Genomic DNA, 17,204 nt, shown 5'->3' on the forward strand with positions numbered 1-17,204 from the left:
AAATGATGTGCTCTATAAAAAACAATAAACGGATGATATACTTTTGTCTATCTCCAAGTCTTGGCAAGCCACTTAAACCTAAATATTTTTGTGATCATAATCGCTCGAGATCAACCGAGTTTTCAGATTGATCAAGCAGTGTTTTTTATGTTTACTTAAAAATTTTATTATGAAAAAAATTACATTTATTACCACACTACTATTGCTCTTTGGCTTTATTTGTGTTTCTGCACAAAATAGTGGGTTATCAGTAAAAGGTACGGTAACCGACAAAGAATCCGGAGAGGGATTAATTGGTGTAACTATTCTAGTGAAAGGCACAACGGGTGGAACTGTAACAGACATTACAGGACATTATTCCTTATCTAATCTTAAAAAAGGAAGCATATTGACCTTCTCATCCATTGGGATGAAAAGCAAAACTGTAACCGTCGAACAATCCGGAACCTTCAACTTGACCTTAGAATCAGACGTCATGAGACTCGAAGACGTCGTTGTTGTGGGATACGGTACAGCACGCAAGCGCGACCTCACCGGTTCGATTGTTTCAGTAAAAGGTGAAGATCTTAAGTTATCACCGGACTATAGCCCGGTAAAAGCTTTACAAGGAAAGATTCCTAGCTTAATGATCACCAATACCGGTTCGGCAGGTGGTAGTCCAACGATCCGTTTACGTGGTGTAGGTACCATCCAATCGGGTACAAATCCATTGTTTGTTGTCGACGGTATGTTGACCGACAACATCGACTTCTTAAGTTCTAACGATATTACCTCAATAGAAGTCTTGAAAGACCCGTCATCTTTATCCATCTTTGGTGTACAAGGAGCGAATGGTGTCATCATTATCACCACGAAGAGAGCTAAGGAAGGTCGCCTATCCGTTTCTTACGATGGCTATGGTGGCGTTCAATATGTTGGGCAAAACGATCGAGTAAAACTAACCAATGCCGATCAATTTAGCGAACTTTACAACGAACTTCTTAAAAACCAAGCAACGACTGAACATCCTTATCAAGCTTGGCACGGCGAACTTCAAGGAAAAGGAACCGACTGGTTATCTCACATTTTACGTCCAGCCGCAATCACTAGTCACTCCCTGTCTTTATCAAGTGCATCGGAAAAAGTATCTAGTGTTTTCTCATTAGGCTATTTTTATCAAGACGGTGTGGTAAAATACGATAATTACAATCGCTACAACCTTCGTTATGCGGTAGACTACAAGGTCAACAAATCCATTAAAATCGGTTCTAACTTCAACTTAAGCCGTTGGAGTAAATCGGGACAATCGGCTAACGTTTGGGAAGCTGTCAGAGCTATTCCAAACTACTCTCCTTATGCTCCGGAAAGTGATATCGATCCAGAGAACCCCGGAAGCAAATATACTCCATCACCTAACATTCAAAAAGACTTAGGTAATCCGGTAGCCACTATGGAACTTAATAAAGGAGTAGACGAAAGCTACGGATATAGAGGCGTTGGCAATGCCTATCTCGAATTTAATTTTTGGAAAGATTTCCAATTTAAGGCTGTAGGTTATACCGATCTAGGCATCAATATGAATAGCCGTTTTTCGCCAAAATACAATGTCAACAACTCAACTTCAATCTCTTCACAAAAACGAGAAGTTAATTCTTTGAGTCGCGCTACCGCTGAATATGAGAAATATCAAGCAGACTTCCTTTTAGACTACAAGAAGCAGATTAAAGGGCATCGCATCAATGCAACAGTGGGTTACACGGCTTACTTAAAAAGAGAAAAAGGGTTTGACGCTTCAGCCGATACAATCGGTGGAAAAGACATGAATATTGTCCCAAAAGAGTTCTGGATGCTTAACCAAGGTGCAGAAGGCAACAAAAAAAACAATGATTTCTTTGGTGAGGAATCTTTTATTTCATATTTAGCTCGCGTGAACTACGCTTATCAAGACCGTTATTTGCTGACTGCGACATTCCGTGCCGATGGTTCTTCTAAGTTTTCGCCCAAACACCGTTGGGGATATTTCCCTTCTGTTGGTCTAGGATGGGTCATCTCGGAAGAAGCCTTTATGAGCAGTCTAAAAGATAAAATCGACTTTTTAAAATTAAAAGCGAGCTGGGGTCGTCTAGGTAACGATAAGATCGGAAACTACCTTTGGTTACCAACCATTAATCCGAGAGGTCGACAAGTTACCGTTGATGGAAAGACCTACTACATTCCTATTGCAGAATATGAAGTAGACAAAAACATTCATTGGGAGATCATGACCGGAATCGATCTTGGAATTGAAGGAAAATTCTTTGGCAACCGCCTCAGTGCAGATTTAGGTTATTACACCAAAACCACTAACGATTTATTGGCCAAAGTAGCTCCATCAGTTACTGTCGGTAACGGATACGCCATTACCAATGCAGGTTCCATCAAAAATAGCGGTTTCGAGTTCATGTTAGGCTGGAACGATCGCATCAACGATTTTAGCTATGGCATCAGTGTAAATGGAGCAACTTTAAAGAACGAAGTTCTATCGTTAGGAAACAAAGACGCTGATATCATTACCGGAGATTATCACAGAACATCAGTTGGACATCCTGTCGGTTCATTCTATGGCTATGTACAAGACGGTATCTTCCAAAACGAACAAGAGGTTAATGATTACCAAAACACCTATGCAACTTCATGGAGTTCTAAACCAGGGGATATTCGATATGCCGACCTTAATGGTGACAAAAAAATCAATGACAAAGATCGTCAGTTTATCGGTTCGCCGATCCCTACATTCACTTACGGTTTGAACTTAAACATGGCTTATAAAGGGTTCGACTTCTCAGTCGACTTTAACGGCGTGGCCGGCAATAAGATCATGAATACGAAAAAACTCCCATCGTTCACTCAGTTCAATTTCTATGAAAGTCAGATGAACAGATGGCACGGAGAAGGAACTTCAACCAAAGAGCCTATCTTAAACTATTCAAGATCGAATAATTTCTTATCATCAACCAACTTAATCGAAGACGGGTCTTATTTTAGAGTTCGAGGTCTACAACTCGGTTATACTTTGCCTAAAAGTCTTCTGTTAAAATGGAATGTATCGAACATACGTGTTTACGTCAACGCACAAAACTTATACACCTTCAAGAAGAATACCGGATTTACTCCGGAAGTTGGTGGTGGCATCCTAGACGGCGGCATTGACAACGGCGGAACCTATCCAATTCCGGCAACTTACACAGCAGGCGTATCGTTTAACTTTTAATTTGTAAAACACATGAAAAAAATAATATTATCCTCAACACTTTTAATAGGATTAGCTTTCTCATCCTGTTCAGACAGTTTCCTAGATCGCTATCCAAAGGGACGCTGGCACGAACAAAACATGCCGGAAAGCAACTTAGACCAAGCAATTTTAGCTGAAGGTAAAATACAACAAGCCTACGGTGCTTCTAAAGATTGGAACAACCTATGGCCTGTATTTGCAATGCACAACTATACCACACCAGAAGGTGCCAAAGGGAGTAACCCTTCCGATGGAGGTGGCGATGTTATCGCTTTTGAACAAATGACTTATAACCCGTCGAATGGTTTACTCAACGGCTTCTATGGCATTTGCTACTCAACCATTTACACCGCTCACGAAGCGATGCTCTTTATCGGTCAATTGCCGGACGATCATCCTAAAAAAGCACAATACAAGGCAGAAGTGCTGTTCATCAGAGCATTGATGTACTATCGCCTGACCCAAGCCTTTGGCGATGTTCCTTATTTGGATCACATCCTTGCGGAAGGTGAAGCCTTACCCACTCGTATGAATATTAACGAGGTCCGGTCGCGCTACATCCAAGATCTTGAAGCTGCCATCCCATTCTTACCCACAAGAGCTGCACTTGTCGCTTCAGGTAATGGAGGTCGCGCCACTAAAAATGCTGCATTAGCTATCATTGCTAAGACCTATCTTTATGAGAAAAACTGGCAAAAAGCAAAAGATTATGCTCAAATGATCATCAGTTCGGGAGATAACGATCTGTCGACTCCTTATGATAAAATCTTTGATGAAGAATCAGAGTTCGGTCCGGAATCTATTTTGGAAGTCAACTGCGAACAAAAACCGTCTCTTAAAATCTATATGGGATCGATGTTCTCACAGATGCAAGGTTTCCGCGGTACACCCGACTTAGGTTGGGGATTTAATGGCCCTAGTCAGTCGTTAGTGAATGATTTCGATGCCGAGCATGATCCACGTAAATCCACCACGGTGATCGCCAATGGCGAAACTCTCGAAGGAGAAGTGATGAATGCCGATCCAAGCAGTCACCCGTTCTTTAACAAGAAAGCATACGTTAAGAAAGAAGAAGTTGCTAAATACGGTCGCTCAAAATATGACTACGGTAACTGGAAGAATATTCGTCTCATCCGATACTCCGACATCCTATTAATCTATGCTGAAGCTTGTTGCGAACTTGGCGACGAAGCCAATATCACTGAAGCTTTAGCAAAACTAGAGATGGTTAGAAATCGCGCACGCAATGGTAATAGCTCCCTTCTTCCAAAAGTCACCACACGCGTTCAGAACGAACTTCGTCAGGCGATACGCAAAGAGCGCAAGTTCGAGTTAGCCATGGAGTTTGAACGCTTTTACGATCTTGTACGTTGGGGTATTGCCAAGGATGTCATTCCGGGCTTTGTTGTCGGCAAGCACGAGTTGTTCCCTATTCCACAGTCGGAAATCGACAAGAGCGAAGGCGCTTTGACTCAAAACCCTGGTTATAATTAATCACAGAGTCGCGTGAGAAATTAATTTACTATTATTTATCGAGTCATATGATATTTTTTTTTCCATCTTTGCTCGATAAATAGTAGTAAAACCATTAACACCACACACCCATGAAAATAATGAATTACATATTAGTTTGCATTTTGAGTCTTTTTTCATTCAGCTGCGATAAGAACGCCAGTGACGCACCAGTTGTTGAAGAAATTCCATCATTCACCCTTAATGCTTCAGGCACGACCGTTACCCTAAACTGGAGTTCATCGAACACTGCCTCTTTAGATCTTTGGCGCTCCATCAATAATGGCGAATTTGAAAAAATAGCATCAGGAATCAAGACCACCCCTTATACCGACCAAATCGAGAAAGTTCAAGACAACGACTTAATTACTTACCGAATCACCGGACAAGGAGGATACCCGCACAGCTACGAAGCCAAAAGAGATCAACAAACCGTCAAGCTAATGTTGATGACCGATGACCAACTTTTAGATAAAGTTCAATCTACCACCTTAAAATACTTCTACGACTTTGCGCATCCGACTTGTAAACTCGCTAGAGAGAGAAGCAATATTCCCGCCGATCTTGATGTGGTCACTACCGGAGGTACAGGATTTGGTATCATGGCTCTCATTGCCGGAGCCGAACGCCAATACATTACCCGCCAACAAGCCTATGAGTATATCCGAACGATGACCGACTTCCTAACCACAGCCGATCGCTTTCACGGGGCTTATGCCCATTGGTACTATGGAAGTACAGGCAAAGTGAAGCCTTTTAGCCCCAAAGATAATGGTGGTGACTTGGTAGAAACCGCTTTCCTCATGCAGGGCCTTTTAACGGCTAAAGCTTATTTCAATACGCCAAGTTCATCGGATGCTGAAAAGAAACTAGCAGCCGATATCGATCAGATCTGGAGAGGAGTAGAATGGAATTATTATACCCAAGGACAAAAGAAACTCTTCTGGCATTGGTCGAAAGAGTACGGTTTCGAGATGAATATGGGCATCAGCGGTTGGAATGAAGGACTTATTGTTTACGTTTTGGCAGCCTCATCCCCCACTTATCCCATCGATAAAGAAACTTACACCAATGGATATTGCAACAACAGTGGAATCAAAAATGGAAGAAGCTACTACGGCATCACTTTACCTTTAGGTAACGATTCCGAGAAAGGTGGTCCGCTTTTCTTCACCCATTACTCCTTCTTGGGATTAGATCCTCGAAATCTGAAAGACGATTTTTGTGACAACTATTTCGAACAAAACAAGAATCATGTCTTGATCAACCGGGCTTACTGCATCGAGAATCCTAAAAAACATCAAGGATACTCAGAAAACTTCTGGGGCTTAACCGCTTCCGATTGTCCTGTAGTTGGATATCTGGCACATGCACCGGGTAACAACGATAACGGCACTATTTCACCAACAGCCGCTCTTTCATCGATCCCTTATGCTCCGAACGAATGTATGCAGGTCTTAAAATACTTCTATAGAGAGCTAGGTAGCCAACTCTTTGGTCCTTACGGCTTCTACGATTCCATCAATTTAGGAGTCAGTGCCGAAAAACAAGTCTACAAGAGTTATTTGGCCATCGATCAAGGGCCGATTGTCGTGATGATGGAAAACTACCGTTCCAATTTATTGTGGAACACCTTTATGAGAAATGAAGAGATACTCTCCGGATTGAGAAAGCTTGGTTTTACCTCGCCTCATATTAAATAAGGAAATAGAGAAACAAGAAAATCATGAAAATAAATAAAATCATACCGATCACTCTCCTTCTAACCACTGTCGGGATCACGTTCGGCTGCAAGTCGACCACAGACCTAACGGCCGACTCCGATCAAAAGATGAATCACTTCATCTCAGATCTGATGTCGAAGATGACTCTGGAAGAGAAGATTGGACAGACCGTACTTTTCTCAAGCTATTGGGATGTGACCGGTCCGATCTCGAACAACAACTTCATCGAACAAGCCAAAAAAGGAGAAGTAGGCGGTGTGTTTAATGCACTGACTGCCGACTTTATCTATCGTATGCAAAAAGAGGTTGTCGATCACTCTCGTCTGCACATCCCACTTATTTTTGGCTACGATGTCATTCATGGCTATCGCACCACCTTCCCCACACCTCTTGCTATGGCCTGTTCATGGGATACGACAAAGATCGAACTCGCCGCACGTTCCATGGCTACCGAAGCTGCTGCCGACGGACTAAATTGGGCTTTTGCTCCAATGGTCGACATCGCTAGAGACCCGCGTTGGGGACGCGTAGCCGAAGGAGCAGGTGAAGACACCTTCCTAGGATCGGCTATTGCTCGCGCACAAGTTCGAGGCATACAAGGGCACGATTTAAAAGATACCACCACCCTATTGGCTTGCGTGAAACATTTCGCGGCCTACGGTGCTCCGGTTGCCGGAAGAGACTATAACTCCGTCGATATGAGCGAACGTCAACTCCGAGAGTTCTACCTGCCGCCTTACAAAGCTGCCATCGACGAAGGTTGTCAAACCATCATGGCTTCATTCAACGACATCAACGGTGTTCCGGCCACATCAAACCAATGGTTGCTGACCGATCTGCTCCGTAAAGAATGGGGGTTTAAAGGAATGATTGTTACCGACTATACCGGGATCTACGAACTTCTCAACCACGGTACGGCGAAAGATTCGGCCGATGCCGGAGCACAATCGATACGCGCCGGAGTCGACATGGACATGCAATCGAATATTTTCATGAACTATTCCAAATCGAACCTCAAGAAAGGAGCGATCTCCGAGAAAGAGATCGACCGTGCTTGTCGCAAGGTCCTCGAAATGAAATATAAACTCGGTTTGTTCGACGACCCTTATCGCTATTGTGACACCCTACGGGCAAAGTCCACCTTGAAGCATCCGATTTTTTTCAAAGCCTCACATGACGTCGCCAAAAGCAGCATTGTTCTATTGAAAAACGAGAACAACCTCCTTCCTCTGTCGAAGTCAACCCGCACCATTGCGCTTGTCGGCCCAATGGCGACCAATAAGAGAAATCAACTCGGCACATGGCATACCGGAGGACGTGAAGAGACCGTTACCCCTATCCACGAAGCTTTTGCCAAAGAATTTCCCAACAGTCGCCTTCTAGTTGCCGAAGGCTGTCCTTACGAAGGCGACGATCGTTCGAGATTTCCGGAAGCGTTGACAGCTGCACGACAAGCCGACGTGGTTGTGATGTGCATGGGAGAACAAGAATTTGAAAGTGGCGAAGCCGCAAGCAAAACCGATATTCGATTATCAAAGATCCAAAGAGACTTTATTGCAGAAGTACGTCAAATCGGTAAGCCAATGGTCCTACTCTTGCACAACGGTCGCCCGATGGTGATCACCGAAGAAGAGCAAGCGTTCCAAGCCATTCTCGAGGTTTGGCATCTGGGAAGTATGGCCGGACCAGCCATTGCCGATGTTGTGAGCGGTGATAAAAATCCATCGGGAAAGCTCACTATGAGCTTCCCTCGTTCGGTGGGTCAGATTCCCATTTACTACAACTACTTGATGACGGGACGTCCCGAGACCCAAGAGCGATTCACCTCGCGCTATCTCGATTCACCGAACACACCACTCTATCCGTTCGGATACGGATTAAGCTACACCACATTTAGCTATGCGCCACCCAGCTTGAGTCAGCCGACCATGCGTAAAGATGGATCATTAGTGGTCTCAGTAGCCGTAACCAACACCGGGCAGAGAGATGGTGAAGAAATCGTCCAACTCTACCTTCGCGATATGGTCGCTTCGGTCAGTCGCCCGGTGAAAGAGCTCAAAGGGTTTAAGAAAGTCGCCATCAAAGCCGGTGAAACCGTAAAAGTCGACTTCACCATAACCAACGACCTCCTCTCGTTCTATAACGCTCAGCTCGTTAAAGACTCCGAACCGGGAGAGTTCACGGTTTATGTGGGCGGATCGAGTACCACCACCAATCAAGCCCGTTTCATTTTAGAGTAAAAACAACCATTAAGAATTGGCTGTGTTAGCGACATCAAAGGTTTAAATCACTCATACACTTTTATCCCGCTAAGACTCTACTGTAGTGTCAGTTAGGCTTTATGAGCCTAACTAACACAGCCTTTCTTATACCCTATCAAACCGATAAACCATGAGAATAAAGCCTCTTTTATTACTTTTTTTCATCCTCTTATCCATTGCCTATGAAGGGCATTCTCAGACTCTTTTCTCACCCGATAAGAAGCTGACTCTTCGGTTCATGCTCGATCAAGGCACCCCCTATTATGAGCTCAAAAGCGGACCCACCACACTCATCGGAAAAAGTCAGCTCGGTTTTAAGCTAGACGGTCTCCCCGACCTAACCACCAACTTTGTGTGCATTCGTCACACCACCCACACCTTCAACGAACAATGGCAACCGGTATGGGGCGAAGAACAGACCATCACCAACCATTACAATGAACTATGGGTTGCCCTTCAAGAGAGCACCCCACAAAAACGCAGTCTGAACATTCGTTTCAGACTCTACAACGACGGTCTCGGGTTCCGATATGAATTCCCCGATCAGCCCTCATTAACACATTTCCGTATCCAAGAAGAGCAAACCGCCTTTAATATTACCGAAGACGCCAAAGCCTATTGGATACCGGGTGATTACGACTCCAACGAGTTTGTATATCAGATCTCGTCCCTTTCCGCTTTGCCCGACACCCTACAGAAGGCCAAACGAGACCTCACCTCGACGACCCTCATCAACGACCATAGCGTACAAACCCCTTTGCTCCTAAAAAAGGCTAATGGGTGGTACCTCAACATTCACGAAGCGGCACTGATCGACTATCCGGCAATGGCACTGACCCTCTCGCAAACCGATGGGCAATATCGTTTCCAGAGTCATCTCACCCCCGATCCGCAAGGCCATAAAGGACGCATACAAACCCCTTTTCAAACCCCTTGGCGTACCATCATCGCCACTCCGGATGCCAAAGGTATCCTTCTCTCAAGACTCATTCTCAATCTGAACGAACCTTGTAAGCTAGCCACGACCGATTGGATTAAGCCCATGAAATATATGGGAATATGGTGGCACATGTTCGTCCCCAATGGAAAGACCTGGAACTATTGCGACCCTCGGAACCTCAAGATCGATCAGTTCGATTATCAACGGGCCACTCCTAACGGTCGCCACGGAGCCAACACCGCGGATGTGGTAAAAGCGATCGACTTTGCCGCACGTCATCGGTTCGACGGCCTACTCATCGAAGGTTGGAACATCGGGTGGGAGGACTGGTTCGATCATCAAAAAGAGAAGGTGTTCGACTTTGTTACCCCCTACCCCGACTTCGATCTTTCCACCATCAGTCGCCATGCCCAACAACAACATGTCGGCCTCATCATGCACCACGAAACTTCAGGATCGATCATGAACTACGAACGACACATGCCAGAAGCCTACCGGTTGATGAACACCTATGGCTATCCGAGTGTCAAAACCGGCTATGTCGGTCGTCTTCTCCCTGCCGGAGAATACCACTACGGACAAACGTTCGTCAACCATGTGCTACACACCATCGAAGAGACGGCAAAACACCACATCATGATCAACATACACGAGTCGGCTCACCCCACAGGACTTCATCGTACCTATCCCAACTTCTTGGCTTGCGAGTCCGGTCGCGGCACCGAGTACGAAGCCTTTGCCTTCAACCGTCCCGATCACACCACCATCCTCCCCTTCACCCGGTTGGTTGGCGGTCCGATGGACTATACCCCCGGCATCTTCCAACTCGACTTCAGTGCCTACGACGCCAATTGTCGGAAGACGTTGAGTAGCACTCTAGCCAAACAACTCGCTCTCTATGTCGTGCTCTACTCACCCTTCCAGATGGCAGCCGATCTGCCCGAGAACTATATGAAACATCCCGACGCCTTCCAATTCATCAAAGACGTTCCGGTCGACTGGAAACGTACGGTCGTCCTCGAAGCCGAACCCGGAGCTTTCGTCACCATCGCCCGATGCGACAAGCACAGCAACAATTGGTACGTTGGCTGCTCGGTTAACGCCCAAGCCCGCACCTCCACGATAAAGCTAGACTTCTTAGACCCTAAGAAGAGCTATATGGCAACCCTCTACAAAGATCATCGCAAGGCCGATTACGCCAAACGTCCGATGCTCTACACCATCGAACAGAAAAAGGTCACTTCCAAGAGTCAGCTTTCCATCCACTGTGCCCCCGGTGGCGGTTATGCCATCAGTCTTAAAGAAATAAAGGACTAAAGAAAAAGGAAAACTAAAGCAAAAAGCACTCAACAAGCTAAAACATAAAAAAACCAGAAATTCAATTAATAACTAATGATACTAAACGATTGTATGAAAAAGATTCTAATCGCACTGATTTGTCTGATCAGCATACACGCCTATGCTGATAGCGATAAAGAGATGAAAACCTTTATCGACCAACTCATGAGTCGCATGACCCTCAAAGAAAAAATCGGTCAGCTCAACCTACCGGGTGCCGGTGATGTCGTAACCGGCGAAGCCAGCAGCGACGTTTCTCCCGTTCGTTTCGAGAAAGGCGAGATCGGCGGTCTGCTCAACCTCAAAGGCGTCGACCGCATCAGAGCCATCCAAGAAGCAGCCGTAAAGAAAAGCCGCCTCGGCATACCGTTGATCTTCGGTATGGACGTGATTCACGGCTACGAAACCGTCTTTCCGATTCCTTTGGGGCTATCGTGTTCATGGAACCTCGAAGCCATAAAGAAGACCGCACGCATCGCCGCTATAGAAGCCACTGCCGACGGTATCGGGTGGACCTTCAGTCCGATGGTCGACATCAGTCACGATGCTCGTTGGGGACGCGTTGCCGAAGGTAGCGGCGAAGACTCCTACCTCGGTTCACAAATAGCCAAAGCGATGGTCGAAGGTTACCAAACCGACGATCTCACCCGTAAAGATGCCATCCTCGCCTGCGTCAAACACTTCGCCCTCTACGGTGCTCCCGAAGCCGGACGTGACTACAACAGCGTCGACATGAGTCGCATTCGCATGTTCAACGAATACATGATGCCTTATAAAGCTGCAGTCGATGCCGGAGCAGGTAGCGTGATGGCTTCCTTCAACGATGTCGATGGCGTCCCCGCTACCGGAAGTCGCTGGTTGATGACCGACGTCCTACGTACCCAATGGGGCTTCAACGGTTTTGTAGTCACCGACTATACCGGAATCCCCGAAATGGTAGCCCACGGCATCGGTAACATGGAGCAAGTCACCCGGCAAGCCCTCAAAGCAGGTATCGATATGGATATGGTAAGCGACTGCTTCACCAAATACCTTCAAGAAGCGGTAGAACGCGGTGAACTATCGGTCGATTACATCAACCAAGCTTGTCGCCGCATCCTTGAAGCCAAGTACAAACTCGGTCTCTTCAAAGACCCCTATAAGTACTGCGATCCTAAACGTCGTGCCAAATCGGTCTTCACCAAAGAACACCGCGACTTCGCGCGACAAATTGCTGCCGAAAGTTGTGTGTTGCTCAAGAACGATCAACATCTACTCCCTCTGAAGAAACAAGGTAAAATCGCCGTGGTCGGTCCGTTGGCCAACACCAGTTCGAACATGGTCGGCACTTGGAGCATTGCAGCGCGTGAAAACAGTGCCGCTACCCTCATCGATGGCTTGAAAAGTGTCGTTGGCAAGAAAGCCGACATCGTCTATGCCAAAGGCAGTAACCTGATGCACGACGCCGCATACGAAGAACGCGCAACCCTATTCGGTCGTTCCCTAGGCCGCGACCAACGCAGCTCAGACGATCTCTTGAAAGAGGCACTTGCCGTAGCCCAACAATCCGACGTCATCATTGCCGCACTCGGCGAATCGTCAGAGATGAGTGGCGAGTCAAGTTCGCGTACCAACCTCGAGCTGCCCGATGCTCAGAGAGAGCTTCTCCAAGCCTTGTTGAAAACCGGTAAACCCGTTGTACTCGTTCTTTTCACCGGTCGCCCATTAGTTCTATCTTGGGAATCGGAGAACGTTCCGGCCATCCTCAATGCTTGGTTTGGTGGAACAGAAGCCGCTTATGCCATTGGTGACGTCCTCTTTGGAGACGTGAACCCTTCGGGAAAACTCACCACCTCATTTCCAAGAAATGTGGGACAAGTGCCTTTGTTCTATGCTCACAAAAACACCGGACGCCCTTTACTCGGAAAAAGCTTCGAGAAGTTCAGAAGCAATTATCTGGATGTCAGCAACACCCCTCTATATCCTTTCGGATACGGATTAAGCTACACCACTTTCAAGTATAGCCCCATCACCCTGAGCGCACAGACCATGAACATCAACCAGAGCCTCACCGCCACAGTCACCGTGACCAACAGCGGCCCATGTGCAGGTACCGAAGTCGTTCAGCTCTATTTAAAAGATGAAGTTGGCTCCATCACGCGTCCGGTCAAAGAGTTGAAAGGTTTCCAAAAGATCGCCCTCAAAGCAGGAGAGTCAAAAGAAATCACCTTCACCATCGATAGCGAGATGCTCAAGTTCTACAACGGCAATCTCGATTTCGTTTGCGAACCGGGCGACTTCCAAGTAATGATCGGGACCAATAGCGAATCGCTACAAACGGCAAAGTTCAGTTTGCAATAAATCTATAAATCCACGAGCTAGTCGAGTATACTCGAACAGATTTCAATCTTAAAAACTGGCGAATCCCCATAAACACCGGTATCACTCGGTTGTTCATGGGGATTCAATCAATGACTCAAACGAGTCCATCACTCACAAATCAGGTTACATCTGGAAAGAGACCCCCAATCGGATAACATTAAAATCTTTGTTTTTCTTCATGGCATAAGCCGCATCAATACTACCAAACTTACATCTCAAACCAACTCCCATAGAAAAATAGTTATTAGCCGAGACATCCCCATCCATAAAATATCCGGTACGAAAAGCCACTCGATTAAACAGTTCATATTCTAATCCCAAGCTTGTGGTCAGCGTCGCAGCCGACGAGGGGATCATAAAATAGCGGGTAGACAACGTCGCGTTCAAACGATGATTCTTATTAAAAGGAAGCGCCATCGATCCCCCGGCACTTACCGATCCCGGCATCTTCAAGTCACTAATTCCTTTAGCTTTCATCGTTGCCCCACCGATATTGTTAAATCCCAAACCAAGGGTATAAGAAGCACGATGACAGCGATTACATTGACTCTTGTAATAAACCCCACCATTAGCTCCCATCAGATAAGAGGATTTATCCAATTTTGACTGAATAAAACTTCCACCTAAATAAGCCGACCATCGATCGTTGAACTTAAAAGCATAAGCCAGATCAATAGACCAATCGTTCGGTTTGATGGCCGATTGAGGATTACCGTTAGCATCGACCGCATTCACAGATAATCCGCCGATATAACGAAATCCCACCATTAAAGCATGCCTATCAAACAAACGAAGACCTGCTGAGAAAGCATGATAGCGCTCCCGATCATCATTAATCTTAGGCAAAAAAGCAAAAGTATAAGAAGAATAGATTCTCTTAGTACACTCCTCATTCAGTAAAGAAGTCGGATTAGAGTAAAGATACATTCCTCTAGCTTCCCCCATCGTGGAATTCCCCATAGCAGCCGCTCTAACATCGGGGTTTATCTCAAGAAAAGGGAGATAACGACTCTCTTGTGCACACACCCAATAGGTGCAGCCCAAAGAGACCATCAACATAAATATTTTCTTCAACATAGTCAGATCAATTTATTTTTTAATAAAAGTTTGTTTATACAACTTCCCATTCGATTCAACATGCAACACATACGTTGATGGAGGTAAACCGGAAACAGCCAAGGCTACCAACCGATTCCCGTCTTGAACATGTACCACCTTCTTCAGTACCGGATTTCCCATGATATTATAAACCGTGATCACCGCATCTTGAACCTCATCATTCAATCTCACATTCAACACCTTAGTTGCCGGTATCGGATAAGCCGTATAGACCAGATCGTTCGTCACCACCATCACTTTGACAGTTGTTCTGACATTTTTATCTTGGGGATCGTATGCCGCCACCGTGATCTGCGTTCCACCCAGTTTAAGTGCATTGATCGACAGTTGATCGCCTTGAAGCGCCGCCTTTATACTAGAGCTACCGGATCGTTCGATCTTATAAGTCAAAGGCTGTCCATCCTCATCCTTGAAATAATCACTCAAATTAAGCACCACCTGTTTATTGAGAGGAATAAACAACTGATCGACCTTTTTGATTAACTGAGGGGGATGATTCTCATAAATCTCATAATTAATGGTGACCGTTGTTTTGCCCATCAGTTCATCCGTCACATTCAAATCAAACGAATAGTGTCCATAAGCATTCGATGCCAAAATCTTCAATAGAAGACCACCGGTCACTTTTGAGATCGTAACGCCAGTTGTCTTGCCTACCACTGAATAATTCCAATTCTGTCCATCCGGTTCATTGATCAACACTTTAATTTGAGCAGCCTCACTGCCGGTAATTCGAATATTTTCATCACCCTCCAGAGTCAATATCGGAAGATGATTCTCGTTTGTCTTTGCCGTTACAAACGTAGGAGCAGAAGCCAATCCCCATCTATCCTCAGCGACGAAAGCCAAGTAATAATTGGTATTCATTTTTAGATCCGTCAGTCTAAAAGAGATCAAATCGCCCGGCTTATATATAAAACCATCGACCACTTTAACCGAAGCCGATTGATAATTACCGGCATTTAACTCACTCGTTGAGTAATAAACCTTATATAGAGAAGCGGTCTGATCGTCTTCATCGGCAACAGCCTTCCAAGACAAATCTAAGTAAACAAAGCTAGCCGTCTTTTCCACATCAGCAACCTGTGCGGGTGCTTTCTGAGCATTAACAGCCAACGCTTTATTGGCATCGATATACCCTTTACCCAATCGACCTTTATATTGAGGATTTATCACGTCAATATCATGAGGTAAAAAAGAAGTCGTCAACCGATTCTTTAAATCTTCGTTCGTAAAACCCTGATGACCAAATTTAGACACGATAAGAGCTGCAATACCCGAAACGTGAGGACACGCCATAGAAGTTCCCTGCATATACCCATAAGTATTTCCGGGAGTCGTACTATAGACCATGCCTTTAGAATAAAACTCATCCCCACCGGGAGCCATCAATGTAATCCAGTCCCCCCGATTCGTATACCAAGCCTTCTTAAAGTCGGGTGCCATAGCCGAAACAGAAACCACCGGAGCATAAGCCGAAGGATAAGACCGATAATCCTGATCATCATTTCCGGCAGCAAAAATCACCACGCCTCCCTTCATCGGAGAATTAGGCAACTGTTTTCCATCATTATCACAACCCGCATATTTAATAAAGTAGTCGATAGCAGCTTTCTCGGAAGCAGGGATAGTCGACGGTCCCGGATAATTATATCCCCAGGAATTCTGACTGATCACCGCTCCATTATCAGCTCCATACTTAATCGCCGTAGCACTACCGCCACTCCTTTTTTCAACGAAGATCTGACAACTCATCAGTCGCACCCCGCTGCCCGACGTTCCGTCACCACCGGCAACACCGCAAACCCCAATACCATTATTATTTCGGGCAGCTACCGTTCCGGCAACATGTGTTCCATGATCATCAGGAAGAATCTCCGGAGAACTATCACAGAAATTATACCCATAAACATCATCGATATATCCATTCTGATCATCATCCACGCCTGCCTCACCATGAAACTCAGCCTGATTGACATAAATATTCTCTTTCAAATCCTCATGAGTGATATCAATACCGCCATCAACCACCGAAACAATCACATTCGGCTTACCGGTTTCTTGCTTCCAAGCCTCAAAAAGGTTAATATCCGCACCGGCAACAGCCTTATAAAACGTTCCAAAATTCTTATAATGCCATTGCAAAGAGAGCTTCGGGTCATCAAAAGGCATCGTATTCGCCCGCGTGGCCGTTGTTCCCTCAGCACGCCAGACCCGGCAAGGAGGTAAATAAGGGTTATAAATCTTCTCGACATAATCAACCCCCTTAATATTCTCCATATCGTTAGCGACCCTCGTCACAGGTTTCGACCGATCAAAAACAATATCATACCAGAGATGCAGACCTTCCTTACGCGTTCTCTCTTCAAACTGCCCGGCATTAGGGAAAACCCTCTCCATGCGAGTTGCGCCAATCTCTTTCAGATAAGAATCAATCGTATTAATGCCACTTCGTACCTGTGCATTTTGGTGATCAACCACTAAATGATCTCCGAGTTCTCGAGTAAGCCTTACACGAATAATTCCCGGTTCACAACCAATATCTTTAACCACATGATCCTCTTGTATCAGTGGTTCAGTCTCATTTTCATTACATCCGAAAAGGAACATTCCGGACAAGAAAAGCATCACATATTTTTTTTTCATATACACAACATTAAGATTAACAAAACACAAGAATAAAATGCCTCAAACAAATC

At 45.4% G+C, this 17,204-nt stretch carries 8 protein-coding genes; 6 read left to right on the plus strand and 2 right to left on the minus strand.

Going from position 1 to position 17,204, the window contains the following annotated elements:
- The first annotated feature begins 169 nt into the window (after window positions 1-169).
- From AC4PG5_RS07135 to bglX (AC4PG5_RS07160), 6 genes are all read left to right on the plus strand, one after another.
- Window positions 170-3,229 carry a SusC/RagA family TonB-linked outer membrane protein gene (locus tag AC4PG5_RS07135; RefSeq protein WP_492028254.1) on the plus strand — a complete coding sequence of 1,020 codons (3,060 nt, stop codon included), beginning with the start codon at window positions 170-172 and terminating at the stop codon, window positions 3,227-3,229.
- A 12-nt stretch (window positions 3,230-3,241) separates the two neighbouring features.
- Complete coding sequence (locus AC4PG5_RS07140) at window positions 3,242-4,744, plus strand: RagB/SusD family nutrient uptake outer membrane protein (RefSeq protein WP_492028255.1); 1,503 nt, start codon at window positions 3,242-3,244, stop codon at window positions 4,742-4,744.
- A gap of 110 nt (window positions 4,745-4,854) precedes the next feature.
- Window positions 4,855-6,465, plus strand: coding sequence for a glucoamylase family protein (locus tag AC4PG5_RS07145; protein WP_492028256.1), 1,611 nt, complete (start codon window positions 4,855-4,857; stop codon window positions 6,463-6,465).
- A 23-nt stretch (window positions 6,466-6,488) separates the two neighbouring features.
- Window positions 6,489-8,726: a beta-glucosidase BglX gene (gene bglX / locus AC4PG5_RS07150; protein ID WP_492028257.1), complete on the plus strand. Its 2,238-nt coding sequence runs from the start codon at window positions 6,489-6,491 to the stop codon at window positions 8,724-8,726.
- A 151-nt stretch (window positions 8,727-8,877) separates the two neighbouring features.
- The gene (locus AC4PG5_RS07155; RefSeq protein ID WP_492028258.1) at window positions 8,878-11,004 is read left to right on the plus strand and encodes a glycoside hydrolase family 97 protein; all 2,127 of its coding nucleotides are present in this window, start codon (window positions 8,878-8,880) and stop codon (window positions 11,002-11,004) included.
- Between the two features lie 93 nt (window positions 11,005-11,097).
- The gene (gene bglX / locus AC4PG5_RS07160) at window positions 11,098-13,365 is read left to right on the plus strand and encodes a beta-glucosidase BglX (RefSeq protein WP_492028259.1); all 2,268 of its coding nucleotides are present in this window, start codon (window positions 11,098-11,100) and stop codon (window positions 13,363-13,365) included.
- A 144-nt stretch (window positions 13,366-13,509) separates the two neighbouring features.
- On the opposite strand, the gene AC4PG5_RS07165 is transcribed toward bglX (AC4PG5_RS07160), so the two are convergent.
- Window positions 13,510-14,463, minus strand: a complete 954-nt coding sequence (locus AC4PG5_RS07165; RefSeq protein WP_492028260.1) for a PorV/PorQ family protein — start codon at window positions 14,461-14,463, stop codon at window positions 13,510-13,512.
- A gap of 12 nt (window positions 14,464-14,475) precedes the next feature.
- Complete coding sequence (locus AC4PG5_RS07170; RefSeq protein WP_492028261.1) at window positions 14,476-17,151, minus strand: S8 family serine peptidase; 2,676 nt, start codon at window positions 17,149-17,151, stop codon at window positions 14,476-14,478.
- Between the last annotated feature and the right edge of the window lie 53 nt (window positions 17,152-17,204).

Source organism: Bacteroides sp. QWL-09, assembly GCF_058683585.1.